This window comes from Phaeobacter cretensis, assembly GCF_047372505.1.
GTDB lineage: Bacteria > Pseudomonadota > Alphaproteobacteria > Rhodobacterales > Rhodobacteraceae > Phaeobacter > Phaeobacter cretensis.
Window position 1 is genome coordinate 584966 of record NZ_JBKBEU010000001.1, and the last position, 25052, is coordinate 610017.

Below are 25052 nucleotides of genomic sequence, written 5' to 3' on the forward strand. Positions count from 1 at the left end.
TTAAACAGAGTAACGCTAATTAAGAAATGCTAATGCAGTTTGACCCCAATCAGCTCGCTGCGCTATCAGCGGTTCTGCGGCTTGGCTCCTTTGATGCGGCGGCGCAGACGTTATTGGTGACACCCTCGGCTATTTCACAACGGATCAAGGCGTTGGAGGATCGGATTGGTACAAGTCTGGTCAAACGCGGCCCTCCTTGCATGGGCACTGAGGCAGGCCTGCGGATCGCAAAACATGCCGAGGATGTGGCACTGTTGGAGGCGGCCGTATCCGATGATCTGCGGCTGGAACGAACGCCGGGCGCATCACGCCTGCGGGTGGCGATCAATGCTGACAGTCTTGCAACTTGGTTCATTCCGGTGATGGCAGCTACTGACGGGTTGCTGTTCGATCTGGTGATCGACGATCAGGACCACAGCGCCGATTGGCTGCGCCGTGGTGAGGTTTCTGCAGCTGTCACGGCGCATGCAAAGCCGGTGACAGGCTGTGATGCCTATCCGCTGGGTGCGTTGCGCTATATCGCGACGGTCGCGCCAGTCTTCAGGGATCGGTGGTTTGCTCAGGGCGTTACAAAAGCAGCCGCAACCACCGCGCCCTGTTTGATTTTCAACGCCAAAGATCAGCTGCAAGCACGCTGGCTGTCTGCCCATGTCGGACGGGGAATTGCCCCGCCTGCGCATTTCCTTCCGTCCAGCCATGGATTTGTCGATGCAGCGTTGGCGGGGGTCGGCTGGGGCATGAACCCGGAGCAGCTGGTTGCACCCTATCTGGCGACGGAAAGCTTGCGTCCGATGATCGACCACACACCATTGGATGTACCGTTGACATGGCAGGTGAGCCGCGTTCTGGCCCCGGCCCTTGCCGATGTGACCCGTGCCGTGCTCAAATCAGCTAGGCGACATTTGATGCCAGTGTAAACAGCGGAGGCACAGCAAAGTGCCAGAGGACCACGACAGCAAGACCGAAAGCACCAAACTGTTAAACATCAGAAAAGACGTGGCTCGCAGCTCACCAAAGCGACTGCGCATTCTGACGCTGGGGCGCAGCTTCCTGTGGCAACTCGTCCTGCCGAGGGTGACGGTGTTGCTGACATGGTCGTTGCTGAATGCAGTCGTCGCTCTCCCGGTGCGCCTGCTCTATGCTTTGGTGCTGATTGATGGGCTGTTGCTGCTCTGGCAGGCACAGTGTTTTCTGCGCAGCGCGGATATGCATATCCGCGACACGGGTCATCTGGCGCCGGTCTGGGGGGGCTATCTTGCCATTCTCTTTTCTGGGTTTGCCACGGTTACGCTGTGGTGGGACGCTGTCCTGATCGCCACCACCCCTGCCGAACCAGCCTATGCAGAGCAGGAAAAGCTGGCCCGTGAAGCGCTATATGATTTGTCGGTGTCACCGGATGGGCAGCGGCTGGTCTTTGCCGGGGAAATCCCACATGGGCTGACGCGACGCATGGAAGCCCTGATGGAGGATACCCCTGCCTTGCGCGAGGTCGCGCTGAGTGGTCCTGGCGGCCTCATTTATGAAGCACGTGGCGTTGCCCAGCTAATACGGGAGCGGTCGTTGGACACTGTTGTCGAGGGCCTATGCGCCTCGGCTTGCACGTTGGTCTTTGTGGCTGGGCGGGATCGCAGGTTGGCCGAAGGCGGCGCGCTAGGCTTCCACTCTTATATGCTGGCCTATCCTGGCGGCCTACCACAGGTGGACCTGAAGAAAGAACAGCAGCGGGACCGGGCGTTTCTGGTGCAACAGGGCATCAGTGCGGGCTTTACCGACCGGCTGTTTGCCACCGCTAACAGCGATCTCTGGATCCCGGATGCAGCGGAGCTGCACCGTGCCGGGGTGTTGACCCTGCCCTGAGCCTCAGATCAGCGTTTTAGTCATGCGATAGTTATGCATTGGCACGCCCCGACGTTCGAAATCGCGTCGACCTTCGTCAATAAAACTCTGCCGTATGAAAAACCGCTTCGCAGCCTCACTGGCCTCCACAAACAAAAGCGTCAGACCAAGATCCCACGCGCAGGTCTCCAATTGTTGATAGAGAGCAAGGCCAACGCCTATGCCGGCCACATCAGGATGGCAATAAAAACAGTCGATATGTCCGTCCTGCTCCAGCTCGATAAACCCCCAGGCCTGATCATTGGCATCGACCGCCACAAAGACCTCGCGCCCGTCGGTGGCACGGCGATGCCAGTGGTCCGATGGGGCTGGTTCCGGGCTCCATGCTGCGAGTTGTGCCGCGCTGTAATCGCGCGCGCCGACGCCGTGCACCGCTGCATGAAAAATTTGCGCCAAGGCCGCTGCATCTTCGGAACGAAAGTGTCTGATATTCATCAATATACCTTTTCAGAACCGAGGAACCGTCCGGAAGGCAGAGACCCTGAGCCGGACTAGAGACCAAAAAGGCCCGCCATAGCAGCGGGCCTTTGGGCCGAGACCATCATTACTTGCAGGGCAGCTATTAGAGCTGCTCCATCACCTCATCCGAGGCTTCGAAATTTGTAGTCACACGCTGGACATCGTCGTCATCTTCAAGCGCGTCCACCAGCTTCATCAACTTTTGCATGCCTTCGAGATCCAGCTCAGTTGTGGTGGTGGGTTTCCACACCAGTTTGGTCGAATCCGACTCGCCCAGCTCACCTTCGAGCGCGTTTGACACCTCATTGAGGTCGGTGTCAGCACAGTAAACCGTATGACCGTCTTCCGAGCTTTCCACGTCTTCTGCACCGGCTTCAATCGCCGCCATCATAACAGTGTCCGCATCCCCGACCGTGGCCGGGTATGTCACCTCGCCCTTGCGGTCGAACATGAAGCCAACCGAACCGGTTTCGCCGAGATTGCCGCCATTCTTGGAAAACGTGGAGCGCACAGTGGAGGCGGTACGGTTGCGGTTGTCTGTCATTGCCTCGACGATAACCGCAACGCCATTAGGGCCGTAACCTTCATAGCGGATTTCTTCGTAATCATCGCCGTCGCCTGCGGTGGATTTCTTGATTGCGCGGTCAATCACATCCTTCGGAACGGACTGGCTCTTGGCTTCTTTGACAGCCAGACGCAGACGCGGGTTTTTTTCGGGATCGGGGTCGCCCATTTTGGCGGCGACGGTGATCTCCTTAGAGAGTTTCGAGAACAATTTCGACCGCGCGGCGTCCTGACGGCCCTTGCGGTGCTGGATATTCGCCCATTTGGAATGGCCTGCCATGGTGCATCCTTGCTGCTTCAATTTGGATCTGGCGCCCATATAGCCCCGACACCGGGGGGCTTTCAAGCGCCCCATCTGTCAAGCACGTGTTATGGCCCCCAATCCCACCACTACCGGCTGATCGGGCGCTTTCATCTTGGGTCTACTTGCGCATTCAAGCGGTTGTGCCGCGCGTCTTAGAAGCTAGAGTGACATCATGACATTTGACCAGACCATTCTATTCGCCCTATTCGCCGCTGTCTTTGGCCTGCTGCTATGGGGAAAGTACCGCTATGATATTGTAGCATTTTCAGCGCTCATGGTGGCGGTCGTGCTCGGTGTCGTGCCTGCAAATGACGCCTTCGCGGGATTTGGCCATCCGGCAACGCTGGTGGTGGCGCTTGTACTCGTCGTATCCGCTGGGCTGGTGCGGTCCGGGGCGGTGTTCCTGATAACACGCACGTTGGTCGACAGCAGTCGCAATCTGGGCTCACATATTACGCTGATGGGTGGAATTGGCGCGGTTCTGTCTGCCTTCATGAACAATGTGGCGGCGCTGGCGCTGCTGATGCCCGTGGATATCCAGACCGCGCGCAAGGCTGGACGCACCCCAGGCATGAGCCTTATGCCGCTGTCCTTTGCCACAATACTAGGCGGTATGGCCACGCTGATTGGCACCCCGCCCAATATCATCATTGCATCAATCCGTCAGGAGACATTGGGCGAGCCGTTTGGGATGTTTGATTTCGCCCCTGTCGGTGGCATCGCGGCGCTGGCGGGCTTGCTGTTTGTGGCGCTGATCGGCTGGCGGCTGATCCCGCTGCGCCAGAATGCGGCCGGCGCATCCGAGGCGCAGCTGTCGCAGTATATCGCAGAGCTGACCGTGCCCGAAGACTCTGACATGATCGGCCAACGGCTGGGTGAGTTCGACAAGGATGCCGAGAAAGCAGATGCCGCCATCCTTGGGCTGATCCGCGACGGCAAGCGGCTCTATGGGCGTTCGGCTGGGCAATTGCTGCGCGCGGGTGATGCGCTGGTACTGGAGGCCACGCCTGAGGCCCTGGATGAATTTCGCACTGCGGCCTCGCTTGATTTTGCGGATGCGGCGCGGCAGGAAAAACTGGGTGCTGCCGGCGACGGGCTGGAATTGGTCGAGGTCGTGGTTCCGGAAACAGCGCGCATCAAGGGCCGCAGCGCACAGGCGCTTGGGCTGGCCTGGCGTCAGAATACCGTTCTGATGGGGCTGGCACGTCAGGGGCGCCGCCTGACCCGGCATATTCGGCAGGAACAGATTGAGGCGGGTGATATCCTTCTATTACTGTGCCCACGCGACCGTGGCCCGGATGTGACCGAATGGCTGGGCTGTCTTCCGCTTGCGGAGCGCGGTCTGTCAGTGACAGCAAATGACAAGACCTGGCTGGCCATCGGCTTGTTTGCCGGTGCGGTTCTGGCAGCGTCGCTGGGGATTATCTATTTGCCGATCGCGCTGGGTATGGTGGTCGTCGCCTATGTTCTAACCAAGATCCTGCCGTTGGCGGAGCTATATGATCACATCGAATGGCCCGTGGTGGTCTTGCTTGGGTCAATGATCCCACTGGGAGCTGCGCTGGACAGCGCCGGGGGGACGGCGCTGATTGCCGACAGCCTGCTGACGCTGACTGATGGCATGCCCGCCTGGGCCATTCTGACGGTTCTGATGGTGGTGACCATGACCTTGTCGGATGTGCTGAACAATACCGCCACAGCAATTGTTGCGGCCCCGGTTGGGATCCAGATGGCAAATGGGCTTGGCGTGTCACCAGATCCGTTTCTGATGGCCGTGGCCGTAGCGGCATCAGCCGCCTTTCTGACCCCGATCGGACATAAGAACAACACGCTGGTTCTCGGTCCCGGCGGCTATCAATTTGGCGACTATTGGCGCATTGGCTTGCCTTTGGAGGTTCTGATAATCGCCGTCTCCATCCCGTCTATCCTTGTGTTCTGGCCGCTCTAACTCCGCTGCGCTTTGCTGATCTGACCCGACGGCAGGGCCACCAGTGTTTGCACCAATGCTATCCGCACGCTTAGGCTGATAAAGCATCAAGGATCAGCAGCAGAGGCGCGCCATGGCAAAACCAAGCGAAAACAGTGCAGATGTGATCATTGTCGGCGCAGGATTGGCCGGGCTGGTCGCAGCGGCGGAACTGGGGGATCGGGGCAAGCGGGTGATCCTGCTCGACCAAGAACCCAAACACTTCCTTGGTGGGCAGGCACATTGGAGTCTCGGCGGGCTGTTCATGATCGATACACCAGAGCAGCGTCGCATGGGTATTCGTGACAGCACGGATCTGGCGCGACGTGACTGGTTCGGCAGCGCACAGTTTGATCGTCCAGAGGATCATTGGCCACAACGTTGGGCGCGTGCCTATCTGGACTTTGCCAGCGGCGAGATGCGGGCCTGGCTGCATGGGCTGGGTCTACGCTGGTTTCCGGCGGTTGGCTGGGCTGAACGCGGTGGCGGTGATGCCGAGGGCCATGGCAATACGGTGCCCCGGTTTCATCTGACCTGGGGCACCGGGCCGGGGGTGGTCGCCCCCTTTGCGAACCGGGTGCGTGCCCATATTGAAGCAGGATTGATCCAACCGCGATTTCGCCATCAGGTCAGCCATATCATCACCCAAGCTGGCATTGTCAAAGGCGTGTCAGGTGAGGTGCTTGCTGTAGATGACGCTCCGCAGGGTGCCCGGACCAACCGGCAGGAAATCGGCGAGTTCGAGGTCTATGCGCCTTCCGTGCTAGTTGCTTCGGGCGGGATCGGCGGCAATCTTGAGGCCGTACGAAAAAACTGGCCCGTGGAGCGTCTTGGCCCTGCCCCAGGTCGCATGGTGGCTGGTGTGCCCTTTCACGTTGATGGCCGAATGATCCCGATCACCGAGGCCGCTGGTGGCCATGTTATCAATGCAGACCGGATGTGGCACTACACAGAAGGCCTGCGTAACTGGGATCCAATCTGGCCCAATCACGGTATTCGTATTTTACCGGGGCCCTCCTCGATGTGGTTCGATGCCAATGGCGACCGCCTGCCTGCCCCCTATCTGCCGGGGTTCGATACGCTGGGCACGCTGCGCGAAATCTTGAAGACTGGACAAGACTATAGTTGGTTTATTCTGAGCCAGAAGATCATTGAGAAGGAATTTGCCTTATCGGGATCGGAGCAGAACCCGGATCTGACCTCTGGCAAATGGGGTGAAGTGCTGCGAGCGCGACTGTTGTCACGCGGCCGCGCCCCCGCCCCGGTTGAGGCCTTCAAAAAACACGGAGCAGACTTTGTGGTTGCCGACACCCTGACTGAGCTGGTGGCCGGAATGAATGAGCTGGGTGAGGTACCACTGGAAGAAAGCCATCTGCGCCGTCAGATCGAGGCGCGCGATGCACAGGCCGACAATCCCTTTGCCAAGGATGCGCAGTTGATCGCCATAAATGCCGCACGCAACTATCGCGGTGACCGGTTGATCCGCACAGCCAAGCCTCATCGCATTCTGGATCGCAAAAACGGGCCGTTGATCGCCGTACGGCTGAACATTCTGACACGCAAATCTTTGGGTGGGTTGCAGACCAATCTGGACGGTCAGTTAATCGGCGCGAATGGCTCAGCCGTATCAGGCTTGTTTGCGGTTGGAGAGGTCGCGGGTTTTGGCGGCGGTGGCTATCACGGCTACAACGCACTGGAAGGTAGCTTTTTGGGCGGCTGCCTGTTCACAGGTCGTCAGGCAGGACAGTCTCTTGCAATAGCATGACCCATGCTATTGCAGAAAACTTATGGTTAACAAAATCCTAACGTCCGATCCTAAAGTGGCCAGATGAACGGGATCAGAAGCGACGCCAACACACCGATACTGAGGTTCAGCGGAATGCCGACGCGCAGAAAATCGGTGAACTTGTACCCGCCGGGGCCATAGACCAGCATATTGGTCTGATAACCGATGGGTGTCGCAAAGGAGGCTGATGCCGCGACCATCACCGCCACCACCAGCGGACGCGGGTCAATACCCATGGCCTGTGCCAGCCCTACCGCGATCGGAGTGACCACCACAGCAACCGCGTTGTTGGAGACCAGCTCCGTCAGGATCGAAGTCAGAAGATATATGGCCCAGATCAACATGAACGGCGGCAGCACTGAGAGAGACGGCGCGACCGCATCTACGATCAAACGCACCGCACCAGAGCTGTCCAAAGCGGCACCAATGGCCAGCATGGCAAAGATCAATGTCAGCAAGCGGCCGTCCACAAAGGAAAACGCTTCATCCGCATCGATGCAGCGGGTGATTAACACAGTTGATACCGCCAAAATCGACAGCAACAAGATTGGTGCGACACCAAGCGCGGCGAGCACTACGATGCCGATGAGTACGGCAATCGCAATGGGTGCGTGGCGGCGGCGGTAGGCGCGCACAGATGGTTGTGACACCGCTGCCATGTCCATATCCGCTGCCAGTCGCTGAATGTCTTCGGCATTGCCCTCCAATAGCAAGGTATCGCCGACCCGTATCACCAGGTCCTCCAGCTGAACGCCGATGTTCTGGTTTCGGCGATGAACCGCCAGCGTGTATACACCGTAGCGACGGCGCAGACGCATGGCACCCAGCGAACGGCCAACCATTCGGCAACCCGGCGTGATCAGGACCTCAACCGTCTCGGTTTCCACCGTAGACACCTGATCGACACGCTTTAGTTCCTTGTTGCGTTGCAGGCTCAGGATTTCAGTCATTTGGGTGCGCAAAACCACACGATCCCCGACCTGCAGCGCGACGCCTTTGAGAGCATTCCGCAGAGAGATATCACCGCGAATGACGTCGATCAACCTCACGCCCTGACGCTTGAAAAGCTGCACACCGGTTACTTCGCGACCAATAAGGTTGCTGTCCGGGGGAATCACCGCCTCGGTAAAGAATTTCATGCGCGACCGGTCGCTGAGCAAGCTGGCCATGCTGCTGCGATCCGGCAGCAGGCGCGGCGCAACAAAGCGCAGATAGATCATCCCCCAGATCACCAGAACTATGCCTAGTGGCGTGACCTCAAAGATCGTGAAAGGTGCCAGCCCCTGCGCCCGTGCGACACCATCAACCAGCAGGTTTGTAGAGGTCCCGATCAGGGTAAGCGTGCCGCCAAGTATTGCCGCATAGCTGAGCGGTATCAGCATCTTAGATGCCGAGACATTCATCGTGCGGGCGATCTGAATGAATACCGGTATCATCACCACAACAACAGGCGTGTTCGACACCACCGCCGAGGCAGCAACGACGAATACCATCAGCAAGGCAATGGCCAGTTTCGGGTTCACCTCGGCCTGTTTGCGCGCCTGAGCAGTAAAGGCGTCCAGCGCCCCTGTACGGACCAGTGCCCCCATGATGATGAACATTGCCGCAATGGTCCAGGGTGCCGGATTTGCGAGCACCGGCAGTGCTGCCTGATAGGGCAGAACCCCGGTCGCAAGCATGAGAGAAACCCCGGCAAGTGCGACCACTTCGGTCGGAAACGTTTCGCGCAGAAAAGCCACGAACATTGCAGCCACGATTAGCAACGTCAGCACCGCGCCACCGGTTTCGCCAAGGGGAATAAACTGCATCAGGGGTAAAGACATCCAAGAAGTTGAAAGATCAATCATCCGCGACCTGAGAGAACTGCCAGTACCGGGTTACGCATTGTCCGGATCACTGGAGTGAACCTGATACGGCAGGTTGAGGCAAGGGGCGCGCTGTGTGACAGGTTTCTGTGGCCCTCATTTAGCGGTCTTCCGCGAATAGAGTTCGTTTTTCTGCCCTGACAACAGGCAGATATCCCACAGCAAATCCATCCACGGTGCCGAGGGAGACAACACGCGCGTATTGGCGCAAGAACTGGGCGTGCAAGAAGCCAAGTTCTTTCAGGGGATCGCCTGCTCCAGAAGTCCGCCGAACCGCACCATACGGATCGACTTGGCGGCGCCAGTACGATCATCAGTGTCGACAAAAACGCCGGACAACGTCGCCGGGCCCTCCGCAGGGGAAAAGCGGTTCTTGGGCATACCGGTCAGGAAACGCCGCATCGGTTCGGCTTTCTCCATACCAATGACGGAATTATAGTCACCACACATGCCCGCATCTGTCAGGTAGCCGGTGCCTTCGGACAGGATCTGGGCATCGCCAGTCGGTACGTGGGTATGTGTTCCCACCACAAGAGAGGCGCGACCATTGCAAAAATGGCCCATCGCCATTTTCTCAGAGGTGGCTTCGCAATGCATATCAACGATCACGGCCTGCGCCAAACCACCACGGGGGTGCGATTTCAGCACCGCCTCGACCGCACCAAAGGGATCATCATAGGCACGTTTCATGAACACCTGCCCCAGCGCCTGCACCACCAGAACCTTGCGCCCGCCAGGCGCATTAAACAGCCGAAAACCGCGACCAGGTGCGTTCTTGGCAAAGTTCAACGGCCGGATAATGCGCTGATCCTTTTCAATCGCCTGCAACATGTCCTTTTGGTCAAAGGCATGATCCCCCAAGGTCAGGCAATCAGCCCCCGCATCCAGCAGGGCTTTGGCATGTTCGCCATTAAGACCCATGCCGTTGGACGCATTCTCGCCATTGACCACGACGAAATCGAGCCGCCAGTCCTTGCGCAATTGCGGGAGGTGTTCGGAGATGGCCTTGCGTCCCGCACGGCCCATGACATCGCCAAGAAATAATAGTCGCATGGCAGCCCTCCTAGGCCGCTCCGCCTTGCAGAACAAGTCCCGCAGTGCCTCCAGAGCCAATTTCACAGTGTTTTAAGCACCAAAAATCCTGCATGACTGAAATTTAGCAGGGCTTTTACCCTTTTGCGTCGGATCAGGTGAACTGCAAAATCCGGCTTTCGGTAATCAGCATGTCCAGCGGTTGGTCAGTCGGCTCCAGCGGCAGGTCCTCCGCCTCTTGCAGGTCGAAGGCAAATCCAAGCGCAAGCGTCGGCCGTTTGGCGCGTAGTAACTCCAACGTGCGATCATAGAAGCCACCGCCATACCCCAATCGACCACCGCGCGTATCGAAGGCGACAAGCGGCACAATCAGGATTTCAGGTTCGAAATAATCATCTACCTCAGGCACTTTGGCACCAAAGGCCCCATCGCGCAGCGCGCCTTCTGGCTGCCAGCGGCTGAACTTCAGCGGTGTATCTTTCGCCTGAATAACCGGCACGCCTACTGGGCCGTGGGCTGCTGCTTCGGCCATCGCAGGGAGCGGATCAATTTCGCTGCGGATCGGCATATAGCCCGACAAGGGCACGCCGCGATATCCTGCCAGCACCTCGGAAAGATGGCCCGCCACGCCCGGCTTGTTCATATCAAAGGCAGCCTTTCGACGCTGAAACGCGGCTTTGCGGGCAACGGCCTTGATCTCGGTGAGGTCTTCCATGACTGCAATCCTGTCAGAGCAAATGAATACGGCCCGCATGGTCGCGCGCCGAAGGTGAAGAGATCAGAGCAGAACCACCCCAGCCATGCCAAGAAAGGCAAAGAAGCCAACAATGTCCGTTACCGTCGTCACAAAGGCACCAGAGGCCAAAGCCGGATCGACGCCGATCTTTTCCAGGATAATTGGCACCCCAGTGCCCGCCAGCCCGGCGACGACCAGATTGATCACCATAGCGACGGCTATCACCGCGCCCAGCATGGGCGAGCCGAACCAAAGGATACCGACAACAGCCATGATCACGGCAAAGGCCAAACCGTTCACAAGGCCGACCAGAACCTCTCGTCGGATCACCCGCCAGACGTTGGATCCGGTAAGGTCGCGGGTGGCCAGTGCACGCACCGCAACCGTCAGCGACTGGGTGCCGGCATTGCCACCCATCGAGGCCACGATGGGCATCAGGACTGCAAGTGCCACAAATTCAGCAATTGTTGCCTCGAACTGGGCAATCACCAATGAGGCCAAAATAGCGGTGGCGAGATTCACTGCGAGCCAGGGAAAGCGCTGCTTGGTGGTGGCCAGAACACGGTCGGCGAGACTGCCCTCACCTACTCCAGCGAGACGCAGAATATCCTCTTCGTGCTCTTCATCCAATACGACCATGGCGTCATCCATGGTGATGACACCAACCAGTCGCCCTTGATCGTCGACAACCGGGGCTGAGATCAGGTGATACTGATTGAATGCATAGGCCACATCTTCCTCGTCCTGATCGACGGGAATAATCTGAAACGTTTCCTCTACGATCTGGCTCAGCGGCACCTCGCGTTTGGATGCCATAATGCGCCCGAGCGTGACATTGCCCACCGGATAGAGCCGGGGATCAACCAGCACGACATGGTAGAACTGATCTGGCAGGTGATCAGATTCACGCATGAAATCAATCGCCTGACCAACGGTCCAATGGTCAGGAGCCATCACCACTTCACGCTGCATCAAACGGCCAGCGGAGTTCTCAGGATAGCTTAGAGATTGTTCAACAGCGACCCGGTCTGCATCCTCCAGCGTATTCAGAATGGCTTCTTGCTGGGGTTCTTCCAGATCCTCCAGCAGGTCAACGACATCGTCGCTTTCCAGATCCCGTACGGCCTCTGCCAGCACCTGAGGAGCTAGTATCGAAATCACTTCTTCGCGGATGGATTCATCCAATTCCGACAGGATTTCGCCGTCAAATTCTCGATCATAAAGGCGGATCAGCCGCCCACGGTCAAAGGCGTTGATCTGTTCCAGAAGGTCGGCGATGTCGGCCGCGTGTAGCGGCTCCATTAGGTCGGTCAGCTGGGCTTTGTCGTTGCAATCCACCGCATAGAGGATCTGGGCAACGCGCTTGCGATCCAATTCATAGGCATCCTCAGACGCGGGATCGACTGGCTCTTGGTGGTCATCTGCTATCATCTGAGGCCCCTTTCGCGCTTGCTTCTGGAATAAAAGAAGCAGTTACCGAAAAACAATGACAATGACGTAATTTACCGCCGATGTTGCTGCGCGTATCCTGCGTATCGTATTTTGGCAATAAAGGACCGTGTCTCATGCAGGCAGAATACATCTTACGGGGGCAGGTTCTGTCATTTGTGGGCAACCCTTTTGATGGCGATAGCCCTGAGGCGGCAGCAAAACTCCAAGAGGCAGTGGCAATCGGTGGCGGCAAGCTGCTGGCCGTTGGCCCGCTGGATAGCTTGCGCAAAGCCCACCCAGCAGCAGAGTTGGTAGATCATGGCGACCGGCTGATCCTGGCAGGGTTTGTAGATGCGCATGTACATTTCCCGCAGACCGCTATCATTGCCAGCTGGGGCAAACGACTGATTGACTGGCTGAACAGCTATACCTTTCCCGAAGAGATGCGGTTTGGCGATCGTGCCTATGCCGATGAAATTGCCGGTCGATATCTGGATCTGACACGTGCCAATGGCACCACCACTATGTGCAGCTATTGCACCATCCACCCCGAAAGCGTGGACGCGTTTTTCTCTGCGGCACGGGCGCGTGGGCAACGGGTAGTCGCAGGTAAGACCTGCATGAACCGTAACGCGCCTGATGGGCTGCGCGACACGGCGCAATCGGCTTATGACGATAGCGACGCGCTGATTGGACGTTGGCATGGGGTTGACCGACTGTCTTATGCGATCACACCGCGGTTTTCGCCTACTTCGACGCCGGAACAGCTGGAGGCGCTGGGAGCGCTTTGGGCGGTACATCCCGATTGCCTGATGCAGACTCATCTGAGCGAGCAAACGGATGAGATCGCATGGGTAAAATCCCTGTTCCCCGAGGCGCGGGATTATCTGGACACCTACGAGCGTTACGGCCTGCTGGGTGAACGCGGCTTATACGGGCATGCAATCCATCTGGAAGACCGAGAGCGCAGCCGGTTGCGAGACGTTGGGGCTGCACTGGTGCATTGCCCGACCTCAAATACCTTCATCGGATCGGGCCTGTTTGATATGGCCGGGTTGATGGTCGAGGGGCAGACGATTGGTCTGGCGACAGATACCGGTGGCGGGTCCAGTTTCTCTATGCTGCGCACCATGGCCGCCGCCTATGAGGTTGGTCAGCTGCGGGGCACAGCGCTACATGCCGCCCAGTTGCTCTGGCTCGCCACGCAAGGCTCTGCGCGGGCGCTTCATATGGAAACAAAAATCGGCAATATAGCCCCCGGCATGGAGGCCGATCTGGTGGTACTGGACCTGGCCTCAACCCCGGCGATTGCACAACGTAGCGCCGGTGCGAAGGATCTTTGGGAGGCGGCTTTTTGCACCATCATGATGGGTGATGACCGCGCTATCGCCGAAGTTTGGATCAACGGCTCTCGCGACTGAGTAGCGCTGCCAATATGATAGCTGGCAAGAGAGGCGCGCACGCGGGCCTGTCTACACCAGCTGCATAAGACGTGCCGTGGATTTCTGGTGGCGTTCGATGAGGTTTGGCAAGTCCAGTCTTGTCAGCTCGCCGTTACGAACAATCTGACGGCCTTCGACAAACAGGTGCTTCACCTGCGCGGGCCCTGCCAGCAACATGGCTGCCGGATCCCAGCTGCCGCTGGAGGCAATCCCAGATACATCCCAAACGGCGATATCAGCGCGCTTACCGACCGCTAGCTGTCCCACATCGGTGCGCCCCAGCACCTCTGCGCCACCACGGGTTGCAATCTCGAGAGCCTCATAGGCGCTCATAGCGCCAGCGCCCTTTGCGACTCGTTGCAACAACATAGCCTGACGCGCCTCGCCCATCAGGCTAGCCATATCATTGCTGGCTGATCCATCCACCCCAAGACCGACCGCTACACGTGCGTCGCGCATGGCACGCACCGGCGCAATGCCACTGCCAAGACGGCAATTGGAGCAGGGACAATGGGCCACGCCTGTTTTGGTTCGGGCAAAAAGGTCGATTTCCTGCGCATCCAGTTTGACACAATGAGCGTGCCAGACATCGGAACCGGTCCAGCCCAATTCCTCGGCATATTGACCGGGACGACAGCCAAACTGTGAAAGCGAATAGGCGATATCTTCTTCGTTTTCTGCCAAGTGCGTATGTAGCATCACACCTTTATCCCGCGCTAGCAATGCACTGTCACGCATCAGTTCGCGACTAACGGAAAACGGCGAGCAGGGCGCGAGAGCAACCCGGCACATCGATCCTTCGGATGCATCATGAAAACGGTCAACCACGCGGATCATATCGTCCAGTATGGCGCGTTCATCCTCCACCAGACTGTCAGGCGGCAGCCCCCCAGCGCTCTCGCCGATACTCATAGCCCCACGCGTCGGGTGAAAGCGCAGGCCGATGTCGCCAGCGGCTTCGATGGTATCCTCCAGCTTTGCGCCATTAGGATAGAGATAGAGATGATCGGACGTAAGTGTGCAGCCGGAAAACGCCAGCTCGGCTAGCCCCAACTGGGCGGAGACGTGGATATCATCAGGGTTGAAGGCCGCCCAGATCGGATAGAGCTGTTTTAGCCAGCCAAACAGCAGAGCATCCTGCGCGCCCGGCACAGCGCGGGTGAGGTTCTGATAGAGGTGATGATGGGTGTTCACGAGGCCCGGAGTTACCACACAGCCTGTCACGCTGATCCGCTCACCGGTTGTGGTCAGATCGTTGCCGATCTCGGCAATCACCCCATCGCGAATACGTAGATCCACCATAGTTAGCCTACGGCGCTGATCATCCATAGTCAGCACAATATCAATATCTTCAATCAGAATTTCGGGCACAGGTCACACTCCGTCAGGCCGCCCATTTCGGTTCAGAAGTGTGAGGGCACGCCGACAGAATAAGGGCAAAGGACTCGACGCGCGGCCGCATCATACCTGATTGCCACTGGAAGGTTCAAGACTCTCCCAGACGGTTTCAGGTTGTTTTTTGGATCAACGCAAGAGCTGCCGCATGTAAATCAGCCGTTGCAGCAGCGACGACCTGTCCGCCCTCATGGACTGGCTCACCCTGCCAATTGGTAACCACACCGCCAGCGGCCTTGATGACCGCAATAGGTGCTTGAATGTCATAGGCATTCAACCCGGCCTCGACTACAAGGTCACATTGCCCAGCCGCCAGCAATGCATACGCGTAGCAATCCATGCCATAGCGTGTGAGTTGTACCTGAGTGGCGACACGCTGAAATGCTGCCCGTTCCGCATCACTACCCACTTCAGGAAAAGTAGTGAACAGTGTTGCTTCGGACAGACTGGCGGTCTTCCGGGTTCTGAGCCCCTGCTCCCCCAGTGGACCCGTCAGGCTTGCGCCTTCGGGCGTGCCGATGAAACGTTCACCAATGTAGGGTTGGTCAATGATACCGAGGAAAGGTCCGTCCGTATCGCCCAGTGCGATCAACACACCCCAGGTTGGAGTACCACTTATGAAACCGCGCGTGCCGTCAATCGGGTCCAATACCCAGGTGCGATCGGACACGCCGTTGGTTTCACCGAACTCCTCGCCCAAGATTCCATCCTCGGGACGAAGCTCGGCAAGCACTGATCGCATCGCCAGTTCGGCAGCGCGGTCAGCAATGGTCACGGGATCGAAGCCTTCGTCCAATTTGTTGTCGGATTGCAGCCCGGCGGAACGAAAATGTGGCAGGATCGCCTCACGTGCGGCATCGGCCATCCGATGGGCAACGTCTAGATCTGAAAACGCAGCTGAAGTCATACCCGAAGGGGTGACATTCAACCGCGTAGATTTCAAGCCCCAAGCCCCCACTTGGGGCCGGAAAATCAGGCCGCGTCGCTAAGAACCCGCGCTAGGTCGAACAGACGACGGCGCTGGTTTTCAGGAATCGCGTAATAGGACCGCACCAGATCCAGTGCCTCCTTATCGCCCATCAGATCATCCGGCACTTGCGCCTTGTCTGATGCTGGCGCCTCATCGTCCTGCAGACCTTCAAAAAAGAAGCTGACCGGCACGCTAAGCGCGTCGGAGATATCCCAGAGCCGAGAGGCGCTGACCCGGTTTGCACCGGTTTCATATTTCTGAATCTGCTGGAACTTTATTCCAACCAGCTCTGCGAGCTGTTGTTGCGTCATGCCGATGAGCCACCGGCGATGCCGGATACGTTTCCCCACGTGCACGTCCACTGGATGAGCCATGCGTTTCTCCTAAGATTTACAAACTGGGCACCACCCTGACCGTCTTTCCTAACCCCCGCCCACCGTAAAAACACCGCGTGAGACCAATGTTGTCAAAAAACCCGAAAGTCCCCATCCAAACGATAAGGCGTTCCCATTGCGGTTGAGTTTACGACCTTAACGGTTGAATTCAAGCGGTCGCTCTCGCTGTATTAAGCCTCTGTACGGCAAACGCATGATTTCATGTATCATTTTTATTGCACTTTTTTGCATGTTTTACTCATGTTCCACACCTCCCCATAAATAGCGAGGTGCCATCACTGCGAATCTGGCATCGTTTCGACATCCAGAATCACCTTACCCAATGCCAAATATGGAAAAATAGTATGCGCGCCTGCTTTATTCAAAATTTCGACGTTTCACCAGCTATCGTTGAGGTTGAGAAAAGTACACCTAAGAGCGGGGAGGTTGCAGTAGAAATACACGCCTGTGGGTTGAATTTTGCGGATCTCCTTCTGCTATCTGGACGATACCAGGACACGCCTGCGTTGCCATTCATACCAGGGCTGGAATTGGCTGGAATTATCCGTGAGGTCGGGGCAGATGTGAATGGGCTTGCGATTGGGGATCGGGTGGCGGTTTTTTCAGGTCAAGGCGGGCTAGCCGAGGCCGGTGTGTTTCCAGCTGAACGCGTAACCCGCATTCCGGACGACATGTCCTTCGCCGACGCCGCGGCGTTTCAGATAACCTATGGCACCGGCTTGTTGGCGCTGGATCATTGTGCCCGGCTGCAGCCTGGTGAAACCCTGTTGGTAACAGGAGCCGCCGGGGGTGTAGGTCTGACAGCGGTCGAGATTGGCAAAAGACTAGGCGCGCGGGTAATTGCTCATGCACGCGGTGCTGAAAAGCTAGCCGTGGCCAAAGCGGCCGGAGCCGACCACCTGATCGATGCGAACGAGGATCTGCGTCAGGCGGTCAAGGATTTGGGCGGTGCAGATGTGGTCTATGAGGCCATCGGCGGAGAGGTTTGGAAAGCCGCCTTTCGCGCCACCAATCCAGGCGGGCGGTTGTTGCCCATCGGTTTTGCCGGTGGCGACGTCCCGCTGATCCCGGCCAACCATCTGCTGGTCAAAAACCTCAGCGTGATCGGCTTCTATTTCGCTGGCTACCTCAAGAGCCACCCTGCGGTGGTCCGCGGCGCGATTGGCCGTTTGCTTGGCTGGTATAGCGATGGATCCCTGCGCCCTCATATCAGCCACAAGTTACCGCTGGAACAGGTTGACGTAGGGCTGGACCTGCTGCGCAGCCGCAAGGCCACCGGCAAAGTGGTCATTATGATCCAACCAGAGGCATAGAGCCTAATCGCCACCGCTGCGACTTGCTGACCTACAGCCTATGGCCTGCAAAGGCCCTAGGCTAGCTTTGTGACATCTCAGGCCGCGGTCCAATGCGACTGTGCGGCGGCGAGCGGAGTGCTCACATTTTGAAAGGCTTTGCGCACCAGAAACGCCAGCTCTGTCACCGTGGGTGAACCTGAAGTTTCCGCACCGTACAAATTGATCAACTGGATCGGGAGATCCGGCAGGCTGCTGCTATGATCGATCTGCACCAGATGTGGTGGCTCGGTCCCCTCGATCATGGTGTGAATGGCCAGATCGGCACTGACAGTCGCCTCGATCGTGCGGTCACTATCGGTCTCGACCATCATCTCCCAAGCGATCCCGGCTGTATCAAGCGCGCCCACCACTTTGGGCCGGAAGGTGCAATAGCGGCCAAAGGCCAGTTTCAGAGGACGCTGCCGCCAAGCGGATCCATTTGGTGCGCCAACCCAGCGCAAGGGACGTTCGGCTAAGGTTTCACCATTTTCCGAAGTGCTGGTTTCCGTCGTAAGGATCAGATCACATTCCCCACGCGAGAATTGCTCCTTAAGCGAGCGCGTGAAACTGGAAATCAACTGCACCTTCACACGTGGGAACGACGCATTGAAGCGCTGAAGCACCTGTGGGATTGCCGGATAAACAATATCATGTGGCACGCCGAGGACGATCTCCCCTTCGTACGCCTGATCAGTCAACCGCCCGATCACCTCGTCATTCAGAGCCACCATACGCCGCGCATAGGCCAAAAGCTGCTCGCCCGATGCCGTCAGCGCAATAGTGCGACCCGAGCGGTCCAGCAATTGCAAACCCAACAGCTCTTCCAGACGCTTGAGCTGCATCGATACGGCAGATTGGGTCAAATGCAGAAAACCGGCCGCACGGGTAACCCCGCCATTGTCCGCGACCGCAACAAACGACCTTAGGGTGGTGATATCGAGATTCCGCATCATCACAATCCTTGATAGTTGAAATCATAAACATTCGTTTTTCATATCAATCACACTGCGCCATATACATCAACATAATTGATCACACAGCGATCCACCATCAGACATCCAGAAAAGGACACGAATTATGACCTATATGGACGACAGCTTCCGCTCCGCCGCTTGCAAGACCCCAGCACCACGTCGTTCGGTTCTGGGCGCAATCGTTCAGCGCCTCGCAATCTGGCGCGAACGTCGGATGCTTGGACAGCTCGACCAGACTGCCCTAGATGATATGGGCATCAGAAAAGACCAGGCGGAAGCAGAAGCCCGCCGCCCCATCTGGGATGCGCCGAGCAACTGGCGCCAGTAAGCGCGACACACACGCGTCCAGCCAAAGCTGAATAAAGAACACCAAAAGGTCCGCTACGCGGGCCTTCTTCTCATTGAGATACACTTAAATAGGAATTTGCGTTTGCTGGAGTATATCCAAGCCAAACCATGTAAAAACAGATCGGTATCAGGGCCAAAGTAGATCGCCAGAACATTATCGAACCAATCGGAACACTGTGAGGCGCGCCGTGGATAGCCGCAGACATCGCCGTCATCAAGAAAGCCGCTAAAAGACGCAGGGCGATCCCTTGCACGAGAGTGTTGTGGGAGAACATGACATCAGCATACGGCATTCCCTGAAAACAGTAGCAACTCAAACTCGCCGGAAAGATGCAATTGGCCTGTAAAAACCACTCTTGCTTTGCAGTTATTGCCCTTTGGACCTTAGTAAGCCGTCAGACATAGGCTTTTTGTCGATAATTGCGCCGAAACTTTGATCTACAGGCTTGAACCATGCCCGACTTCACCCGATATTTGCGGGGAAGGCCAGTTCTCTGCACGCAGCAGGGAAGCTGCGCGAGGGAGTTTAATGACGGAGACCATGATACATGGCACAGTTTGACACCATCCGGTCCGCTGCAGGCGCACGCACTGCCGAGATCGATGCGGGCCTACGCGCCCATATGAACAAGGTCTACGGCACTATGGCCGTAGGGACATTCATCACCTTTCTGGCAGCTTGGGCTGTATCCGGCCTGGCTGTCACAAGCGACCCAGCCAATGCCGCAGCTCAGCTGAGCGCGGATAAATATCTGACCAGCATCGGCTATGCGCTTTATGCCTCGCCTTTGAAGTGGGTCATCATGTTTGCGCCGCTGGCCTTTGTCTTTGGCATCGGCGCTGCTGCAAACCGCATGTCCGCGGCTGGCGTTCAGCTGCTGTTCTATGTCTTTGCAACCGTTATGGGCCTGTCGATCAGCTCGATCTTCCTCGTCTTTACTGGTGAGAGCATTGTACAGGTGTTCCTGATCACCTCCATCGCCTTTGCAGGTCTGTCACTGGTAGGCTACACCACCAAGAAAGACCTGTCCGGCATGGGTGCCTTCCTGATCATGGGCCTCATCGGCCTGATCGTGGCCTCGATCGTGAACATCTTCCTCGCCTCCTCGGCGATGGCGTTTGCAATCTCGGTGATCGGTGTGCTGATCTTTGCAGGCCTCACCGCCTATGACACCCAGCGGATCAAGAACGAATATCTGCAGATGGCCCATTCTGGTGATCAAGAATGGCTTGCCAAGTCTGCGATCATGGGCGCCCTCAGCCTTTATCTGGATTTCATCAACATGTTCATGATGCTGCTCCAGCTGCTTGGAAACCGCGAATAACGCACCTCTTTCCAATCAAAAGCACAAACGGGGCGGATCACAGCGATCCGCCCTTTTTCTTTTGCGAAACACGAATCCGAGACCCTATGCGGTCACCCCACGCACAACACCGATATAACTGATTTGAGACCACCATGGATTTGATCGACATTCACCCCAAGGAAGCCCGCCGGCTTATTCCGCTCCTGCAGGGCCTGCATGCCCTACACGTGGCCCATCAACCTGCGCGCTACCCTGCAGAGCCAAATGACGCGACATTGGCCCAATGGCTGGAAAACTGGCTAAGCAACGAGAGCCTGACAGCGCGCGCGGCTGTTAGCCCCCAAGGCAGTGTTATGGGCTATATGATCTACGGGATAGAGGAGCGGCCAGCCATCCCAGTTCGGACAGGCGAAACCCGCGCCATGCTGCATCATATTGCTGTTGCCGACTGCTGGCAAAGGATGGGCGTGGGAACCGCCCTAATCATGGATATGAAACGCGCTGTGGCTGCCAAAGGTATCAACGTGATTGCGACCACCTACGCCCCATTCAACACCGCCTCAGCGGCGCTGATGGCGCGTATGGGGTTGCTACCGGTTATGGTTACAGCGGAATTGCGCAGCTAAGGGCCCTGCGCGAGCCGTGATCCGCAAAATGGAAAGCAGGAGGCAGCCCCACCGCCGCCTCCTGCTCTGGTCGCTCCCCCGAACGACCTGTGGTGCCGTGACGTTCCGAGGCCTCGCGCTTCTGGCTTGGCAACCCGGGTCCACTCTCTCACCCACTTCCTGAAATCACTTTTCGCGGTGAAATATGGCAATTCCGGGCCAAAGCCACGGCGCTTCCGTGCTTTCGTTTACCCAATTTTAATAAAATGCGCTCGGCATCAAGTTTTGCCCCGGCGATCACCCAGGCGACTGAAAACGAAAAAGGGCCGCACCCTGGTGCGACCCTTTCTATCTACTGTCCCGAAAATCGGGTTGATACCGCGGCCAGAGGCTGCGCGATATCGTGAGGCTTATTTGATTTTGCCTTCTTTGTATTCAACGTGCTTGCGCACGACCGGATCGTACTTACGCACAACCATTTTCTCGGTCATGGTACGTGCGTTTTTCTTGGTCACGTAGAAGTGGCCCGTGCCCGCGGTCGAGTTCAGGCGGATCTTGATTGTGGTCGGCTTCGCCATGGTATTCTCCTGCGTCCGAAAAGGCAGGGGCCTCTCGGTAAATTCCTATATGAGCGTGCGCTTTTACCTGCACCACCCCTCGAGTCAATAGGATTCGAGGGGTTATTTTGCGCAGAGGGCCTGTAAGCCGGATTTTGTTCCAGAGCCAAGGCTCCTTCGACGACCATTCATCTAGGATGCGCATTACTGCGCACCTCCAGCTGCCAACCCGACCCCTCTTGGCCAAAACATGCCTAGCGGCGGTATCGGCTTGCACCGACCGGCCCGCGCGGGGGTCCTATTTGGCATTGCTCCCGGTGGGGCTTGCCATGCCGCCCCTGTTGCCAGCGGCGCGGTGGGCTCTTACCCCACCGTTTCACCCTTACCCACGCGGGACCGTCTGCTAGGCAGGCGCACGCGGGCGGTCTGTTTTCTGTGGCGCTCTCCGTCAGATCGCTCTGCCCGGGCGTTACCCGGCACCGTCGTTTTGTAGAGTCCGGACTTTCCTCGCGACACCTTGCGGCATCCCGCGGCCATCCAGCCCTCTGCGCGGTGACTGGCCTAGAAACAACCACACCCGACGTCAAGCGGATAATGCCATCGTCACAGGGTGTTGCCACTGTTGGCTAACTGCATTCAGCATTGCATGGCTAAGCGCCACAAGCCGTTACGCTTGGGCTACTGGCGGCAAAAGCGGCAGCAGATCCTTGCGCGTCAATGGTCCGCGCTGCCAGGGGCAAAACCTAAGCCTTATGGCATTCAATAGCGCTGCATCATCTACATCCGCGGTGAAACCGCGCTCACGCACAAGGCGGCGGAACAGATCCATACTCACATCGATCTCTTGCGCGTGCTGTGCAGGGCATACCGATTCGCTGAGGCCCTGTCGGGCCAAGCGCTCCCAGTCAAAGCGTGGTCCGGGGTCAAATTTGCGCCCAGGTGCCATGCAGGAGTGCCCAATGACCCCACTGGGTGAGATATCCCAACGTGACAGCACTCCGTGCAACAACTCTTCCAAACGCGCCATCTGCGGGGCCGAAAACGGGTGATTGCCACGATTGTCCAGCTCAATACCTATGGAACGGGAATTGATATCATCCTGCCCGCACCACTCTCCGGCTCCGGCATGCCAGGCGCGTTCCGCCTCGCGGACCATCTGCCAGAGTCTGCCATCAGAGCCGATCAGGTAATGGGCTGAGACTTCGTACTGCGGATCACAGAGCCGTTCCAGCGCGGCACTGGCACTGTCCATCGCGGTATAATGCAACACAACCAAATGCGGTCGCAGATCATCACGGCGCGCACCGAAATTAGGGCTTGGATGCCAGATTGCACCCTGCCCTTCTTGGGTATTCTCTGGTCGGTTATACATGTGGCCGCTCCGGGCCTTAGTTCTGCAGCGCAAGCCGATATGGCGCCGGATCCCAGCCGCACGCGTAGCCATCCCCATCGGGATCAAGCGCTTGCCGGTCACGTTTCGGGCCACCGGCCTGAAGGAAAGCAATCTGGGCAAGCTCGGGCGACGTAAAGCCCGCGCAATTGCGCGAGGATCGCGCTGCCAGATTGATACCGGAGCGCGAATAGACACGCTGCCCACGGGGGTTGGAGGTGCTCAGCGCATAGCGCACGATATTGGGGTCACGGCTGCCACTGCGCGTGGGCACAGCCGTCGGACTGACCACCTGATATTGTGCACGTTGACGGGCCAGACGGTCGGCATCACTTTCGATGCTCTGGCGTGATGACACAGCATCAAAGTCGTTCTCATCCGAAATGTTCGGATTGCCAACCAGTGCCGGAGCCGGATTAGACGGGCTTGCCTCGATCGGCGCGGTGCCGGAATTGCCGTTTGCGGCAGCCAATGCAGCAGCCGTTTCGCGCGCGATATCACTGCTGCCGCCGGACGATGCCAGCGTCCCTGCCCCCGTACTACGTGCCGCCACCCGTGGGGCTGGTTGCACATTGCGCGGTAGCGGTTCACTAGCGACGCGCACCGGCGGCACCAATGGATCACCATTGATCGTCGTTCCCGTTGCAGGCGCTCCGTCAAAGGGGCTGGAGCCGAACCCGGCCTCAGGACCGCTATCAGGCACCTGTGGCTGGCATGCGGCCAGCAGGACTAGGCTGCTGGTCGCCAGAATGGACCGGAATGCACGCATCATCACCACCTGTTGGTTCTGCTCAGATCAGAAAAAGGTTTACCACCATTGCCCAGGCTTGGCCACAAAACCCGCAGCGCTTTCCAGCGCATAGGCTGTATTCAGCAGATCGCCCTCTTCCCAAGGGCGGCCAATAAGCTGTAGCCCCAATGGCAAGCCCTGTGCATCCACGCCAGTCGGCACTGAAACACCGGGAAGACCGGCAAGATTCACCGTGACCGTAAAGACGTCATTTAGATACATCTGAACAGGATCGGCATCCGTCATCTCACCCAGACCGAAGGCTGCGGAGGGCGTTGCCGGGGTTAGAATCGCATCGATACCTTGGGAAAAGACGTCCTCAAAATCCTTCTTGATCAAAGTACGGACTTTGCGGGCACGGTTATAATATGCGTCGTAGAAACCGGCTGAAAGCACATAGGTGCCAACCATGACACGGCGTTGAACTTCGTGACCGAAGCCTGCGGCGCGGGTTTTCTCATACATCTCGGTGATGCCATCACCGGCTTCCAATGCAGCGCGCTGACCATAGCGCACACCGTCATACCGGGCGAGGTTCGACGAAGCTTCTGCTGGTGCGATCACATAATAGGCAGGCAGCGCATATTTGGTATGTGGCAGTGAGATATCAACGATCTCGGCGCCCGCAGCGCGCAGCATTTCAGCACCTTCGGACCAGAGTTTTTCGATCTCCCCCGGCATGCCGTCCATACGGTATTCGCGCGGAATACCGATTTTCTTGCCTTTGATGTCGCCGGTCAGCATCGCTTCGAAGTTTGGCACCGCCAGATCGGCGCTGGTGCTGTCCTTGGGATCGTGGCCACACATGGCTTCCAACATCATTGCCGCGTCACGCACCGATTTGGTCATCGGGCCTGCCTGATCCAGCGAGGAGGCAAAGGCCACCACACCCCAGCGCGAGCAGCGACCGTAGGTGGGTTTAATACCGGTGATACCGGTAAAGGCCGCGGGCTGGCGAATCGAGCCGCCGGTATCCGTACCTGTCGCCGCCAGACAAAGATCTGCCGCCACAGCCGCTGCCGATCCACCCGAGGATCCGCCGGGCGTCAGCGCCGCGTCATCTGCATTGCGTCGCCAAGGGCTGACAACGTCGCCATAGGCAGAGGTTTCATTTGACGAGCCCATGGCGAACTCATCCATGTTCAGCTTGCCCAGCATAACCGAGCCCGCGTCCGCCAACTGCTGCGACACCGTGGATTCATATTCAGGCTTGAACCCGTGAAGGATCTTGGAAGCGGCCTGCGAGGCGACGCCCTTGGTGCAGAAAAGATCCTTGATGCCGATGGGCAGGCCACACATTGCCGGAGCATCACCCTCCCGGATGCGTGCATCAGCTGCCTTGGCACGTTCCAGCGCAATTTCAGGCGTCTTGTGAACAAAGGCATTCAATGCCCCAGCAGCGTCGATAGCTGTCAGACAGGCCTCGGTCAGTTCTACCGATGTAGTCTCGCCTTTGCGCAGTGCATCACGTGCATCGGACAATGTGAGTTTGTTGAGTTCAGTCAT

The 25052-nt window shown here is 57.8% G+C and carries 23 protein-coding genes and 1 other RNA gene; 9 read left to right on the top strand and 15 right to left on the bottom strand.

The features are described 5' to 3' along the window. Positions 1-32 precede the first annotated feature (32 nt). Positions 33-917, top strand: a complete 885-nt coding sequence (locus tag ACEWZM_RS02850) for a LysR family transcriptional regulator ArgP (protein ID WP_414005010.1) — start codon at positions 33-35, stop codon at positions 915-917. Between the two features lie 19 nt (positions 918-936). Next, on the top strand, positions 937-1857 hold the full coding sequence (locus tag ACEWZM_RS02855; RefSeq protein WP_414005011.1) for a COG3904 family protein: 921 nt from the start codon (positions 937-939) through the stop codon (positions 1855-1857). 3 nt (positions 1858-1860) lie between these two features. Here ACEWZM_RS02855 and ACEWZM_RS02860 read toward each other — a convergent pair whose 3' ends face one another. Then, complete coding sequence (locus tag ACEWZM_RS02860; RefSeq protein WP_414005012.1) at positions 1861-2331, bottom strand: GNAT family N-acetyltransferase; 471 nt, start codon at positions 2329-2331, stop codon at positions 1861-1863. Between the two features lie 127 nt (positions 2332-2458). Next, complete coding sequence (locus tag ACEWZM_RS02865) at positions 2459-3199, bottom strand: YebC/PmpR family DNA-binding transcriptional regulator (RefSeq protein WP_414005013.1); 741 nt, start codon at positions 3197-3199, stop codon at positions 2459-2461. A gap of 196 nt (positions 3200-3395) precedes the next feature. On the opposite strand from ACEWZM_RS02865, the gene ACEWZM_RS02870 reads away from it, so the two are divergent. Together ACEWZM_RS02870 and ACEWZM_RS02875 are read left to right on the top strand one after the other, a co-directional pair. After that, entirely contained in the window at positions 3396-5171 is a 1776-nt protein-coding gene (locus ACEWZM_RS02870; protein ID WP_414005014.1) for an SLC13 family permease, read from the top strand. Positions 5172-5283: 112 nt separating this feature from the next. Next, positions 5284-6954 carry an FAD-binding dehydrogenase gene (locus tag ACEWZM_RS02875; RefSeq protein WP_414005015.1) on the top strand — a complete coding sequence of 557 codons (1671 nt, stop codon included), beginning with the start codon at positions 5284-5286 and terminating at the stop codon, positions 6952-6954. A 50-nt stretch (positions 6955-7004) separates the two neighbouring features. Here ACEWZM_RS02875 and ACEWZM_RS02880 read toward each other — a convergent pair whose 3' ends face one another. From ACEWZM_RS02880 to mgtE, 4 genes are all read right to left on the bottom strand, one after another. After that, positions 7005-8783 carry an SLC13 family permease gene (locus ACEWZM_RS02880; RefSeq protein ID WP_414005016.1) on the bottom strand — a complete coding sequence of 593 codons (1779 nt, stop codon included), beginning with the start codon at positions 8781-8783 and terminating at the stop codon, positions 7005-7007. Between the two features lie 297 nt (positions 8784-9080). Beyond that, on the bottom strand, positions 9081-9893 hold the full coding sequence (locus tag ACEWZM_RS02885) for a TIGR00282 family metallophosphoesterase (protein ID WP_414005017.1): 813 nt from the start codon (positions 9891-9893) through the stop codon (positions 9081-9083). Between the two features lie 133 nt (positions 9894-10026). After that, positions 10027-10587, bottom strand: coding sequence for a 5-formyltetrahydrofolate cyclo-ligase (locus tag ACEWZM_RS02890; RefSeq protein ID WP_414005018.1), 561 nt, complete (start codon positions 10585-10587; stop codon positions 10027-10029). Positions 10588-10650: 63 nt separating this feature from the next. Next, on the bottom strand, positions 10651-12039 hold the full coding sequence (gene mgtE / locus ACEWZM_RS02895; RefSeq protein ID WP_414005019.1) for a magnesium transporter: 1389 nt from the start codon (positions 12037-12039) through the stop codon (positions 10651-10653). Between the two features lie 134 nt (positions 12040-12173). Here mgtE and guaD point away from each other — a divergent pair, with 134 nt between their 5' ends. Continuing rightward, positions 12174-13460 carry a guanine deaminase gene (gene guaD, locus ACEWZM_RS02900; RefSeq protein WP_414005020.1) on the top strand — a complete coding sequence of 429 codons (1287 nt, stop codon included), beginning with the start codon at positions 12174-12176 and terminating at the stop codon, positions 13458-13460. 51 nt (positions 13461-13511) lie between these two features. Here the strand turns inward: guaD and ACEWZM_RS02905 are convergent, their stop codons facing one another. From ACEWZM_RS02905 to ACEWZM_RS02915, 3 genes are all read right to left on the bottom strand, one after another. Then, positions 13512-14852, bottom strand: a complete 1341-nt coding sequence (locus ACEWZM_RS02905; RefSeq protein ID WP_414005021.1) for an 8-oxoguanine deaminase — start codon at positions 14850-14852, stop codon at positions 13512-13514. A gap of 136 nt (positions 14853-14988) precedes the next feature. Continuing rightward, positions 14989-15783: a histidinol-phosphatase gene (gene hisN, locus ACEWZM_RS02910; RefSeq protein WP_414007938.1), complete on the bottom strand. Its 795-nt coding sequence runs from the start codon at positions 15781-15783 to the stop codon at positions 14989-14991. A gap of 65 nt (positions 15784-15848) precedes the next feature. Continuing rightward, a complete protein-coding gene (locus tag ACEWZM_RS02915; protein WP_414005022.1) occupies positions 15849-16220 on the bottom strand; it encodes a helix-turn-helix domain-containing protein in 372 nt (123 codons plus the stop codon). Positions 16221-16585: 365 nt separating this feature from the next. On the opposite strand from ACEWZM_RS02915, the gene ACEWZM_RS02920 reads away from it, so the two are divergent. Then, positions 16586-17554, top strand: a complete 969-nt coding sequence (locus ACEWZM_RS02920; RefSeq protein WP_414005023.1) for an NADPH:quinone oxidoreductase family protein — start codon at positions 16586-16588, stop codon at positions 17552-17554. Between the two features lie 77 nt (positions 17555-17631). Here the strand turns inward: ACEWZM_RS02920 and ACEWZM_RS02925 are convergent, their stop codons facing one another. Next, on the bottom strand, positions 17632-18525 hold the full coding sequence (locus ACEWZM_RS02925) for a LysR family transcriptional regulator (RefSeq protein ID WP_414007939.1): 894 nt from the start codon (positions 18523-18525) through the stop codon (positions 17632-17634). A gap of 127 nt (positions 18526-18652) precedes the next feature. Between ACEWZM_RS02925 and ACEWZM_RS02930 the strand changes: the two genes are divergently transcribed. From ACEWZM_RS02930 to ACEWZM_RS02940, 3 genes are all read left to right on the top strand, one after another. Then, complete coding sequence (locus tag ACEWZM_RS02930; RefSeq protein WP_414005024.1) at positions 18653-18877, top strand: DUF1127 domain-containing protein; 225 nt, start codon at positions 18653-18655, stop codon at positions 18875-18877. A gap of 568 nt (positions 18878-19445) precedes the next feature. Continuing rightward, complete coding sequence (locus ACEWZM_RS02935) at positions 19446-20222, top strand: Bax inhibitor-1/YccA family protein (protein WP_414005025.1); 777 nt, start codon at positions 19446-19448, stop codon at positions 20220-20222. A 134-nt stretch (positions 20223-20356) separates the two neighbouring features. After that, positions 20357-20830: a GNAT family N-acetyltransferase gene (locus ACEWZM_RS02940; RefSeq protein WP_414005026.1), complete on the top strand. Its 474-nt coding sequence runs from the start codon at positions 20357-20359 to the stop codon at positions 20828-20830. Between the two features lie 389 nt (positions 20831-21219). Here ACEWZM_RS02940 and rpmG read toward each other — a convergent pair whose 3' ends face one another. From rpmG to gatA, 5 genes are all read right to left on the bottom strand, one after another. Beyond that, positions 21220-21387: a 50S ribosomal protein L33 gene (gene rpmG, locus ACEWZM_RS02945; RefSeq protein WP_007814563.1), complete on the bottom strand. Its 168-nt coding sequence runs from the start codon at positions 21385-21387 to the stop codon at positions 21220-21222. Positions 21388-21494: 107 nt separating this feature from the next. Further along, positions 21495-21915, bottom strand: an RNA gene (rnpB, locus tag ACEWZM_RS02950) — RNase P RNA component class A. A gap of 118 nt (positions 21916-22033) precedes the next feature. Then, the gene (locus ACEWZM_RS02955; RefSeq protein WP_414005027.1) at positions 22034-22738 is read right to left on the bottom strand and encodes an N-acetylmuramoyl-L-alanine amidase; all 705 of its coding nucleotides are present in this window, start codon (positions 22736-22738) and stop codon (positions 22034-22036) included. 16 nt (positions 22739-22754) lie between these two features. After that, positions 22755-23525, bottom strand: coding sequence for a hypothetical protein (locus ACEWZM_RS02960; protein ID WP_414007940.1), 771 nt, complete (start codon positions 23523-23525; stop codon positions 22755-22757). Positions 23526-23564: 39 nt separating this feature from the next. After that, the gene (gatA, locus tag ACEWZM_RS02965; RefSeq protein ID WP_414005028.1) at positions 23565-25052 is read right to left on the bottom strand and encodes an Asp-tRNA(Asn)/Glu-tRNA(Gln) amidotransferase subunit GatA; all 1488 of its coding nucleotides are present in this window, start codon (positions 25050-25052) and stop codon (positions 23565-23567) included.